Here is a 1,060-nt window from a genome sequence, read left to right on the forward strand (position 1 = left end):
CACGAAAATCACCGCAAACCAAAAGTGCCACGCGTTGGCTGTCGGTTTGAAGCTTTTGTTAGCCTTTAATCTTCCACCCAAAGATCATCATCTGAGCTTTGGTGACTAGGAGTAGGCAGGCAAACTTCCACATCTTCCGGCCAATTTGGTGATAGAACCCTTTTTATCTCATCGGCATCGACATACGCAATAACCTCAACCTTTTGATCGGTTTCCCATACATCACCACTCCATAGTAAAAAATCATAACGTCCAAGACCTTCACCTAACTTTATCGCAGTAAAGTATATTCCTGGTGTGCTAGGCTTTTCTTTGTTCCATTTAAGTGTAATTGACATAGGTACTCCTAGAAATTTCGATTGCTAAATTTATCAGCAATATCTGACATTTCAAGTAAATATAATAAGTCATCTTTATATACTTGGTGAGCATTTTCAATGAGCCCAATGAGCAAATAGCAATTCGGATGAAAGTAGTTGCTACAATAAATTAGAGCTGTATTGCTAGTTTTATCGAATGCATACTTCTTTAGGTTCCATCGCTTTGATGTCCTGTCTTTTATATGAATATGCTTTAGACCTGACTGACGAAGTTGTTCAGGGAAATCAAATGTGGTATCTCGCCCAAAATTACTTGGAGCCTCTCCTGTGCTTTTATAAATTTTAAATTTATTTTTAATGGATTCATATACATCAGGAGAAAGTGAATCTTTAAACGCCTTATATGCGAATATTCTGACCTCTTTTGCCATCACCTATTCCTCCTCTACAATAACTATGTTTTTTGTGATGGAGGCTCTAGACAAAATTTGCTTTTTGGCATTTCTCGCCGCGAGAGCTATTCTGGTCTTTTCAATTTCATTCACATCTAAGTTGAGGTTTGTTGCAGGCTTACTTTTTTGAATAACAATAGGTCTTGATGACTTTTTCACGCTCGATCTCTCTGACAATTTGAATCAGAACGAACATATTCTCTATGAAACTATTCACCTATTTATCAAGACAAGATTTGCGAGGGAAGTAAAATTCATCCCTGAAGGCTAACGCCAGCTTAAACCGCA

The 1,060-nt window shown here is 37.6% G+C and carries 2 protein-coding genes; both read right to left on the minus strand.

The features are described 5' to 3' along the window. Positions 1-65 precede the first annotated feature (65 nt). Positions 66-338, minus strand: a complete 273-nt coding sequence (locus tag VPNCDNU1_RS28425; protein WP_104403489.1) for a hypothetical protein — start codon at positions 336-338, stop codon at positions 66-68. A gap of 8 nt (positions 339-346) precedes the next feature. Next, positions 347-751: a type II toxin-antitoxin system YafO family toxin gene (locus VPNCDNU1_RS28430; protein WP_104403490.1), complete on the minus strand. Its 405-nt coding sequence runs from the start codon at positions 749-751 to the stop codon at positions 347-349. Positions 752-1,060: the final 309 nt, after the last annotated feature.

Origin of the sequence: Vibrio penaeicida (assembly GCF_002933855.1) — a bacterium.
In the GTDB taxonomy this organism is placed as follows: domain Bacteria; phylum Pseudomonadota; class Gammaproteobacteria; order Enterobacterales; family Vibrionaceae; genus Vibrio; species Vibrio penaeicida_A.

Excerpts from the sequence above, each read along its gene's own strand:
- VPNCDNU1_RS28425 (WP_104403489.1), bottom strand. The coding sequence starts at position 338 with ATGTCAATTACACTTAAATGGAACAAAGAAAAGCCTAGCACACCAGGA.
- VPNCDNU1_RS28430 (WP_104403490.1), bottom strand. The coding sequence starts at position 751 with ATGGCAAAAGAGGTCAGAATATTCGCATATAAGGCGTTTAAAGATTCA.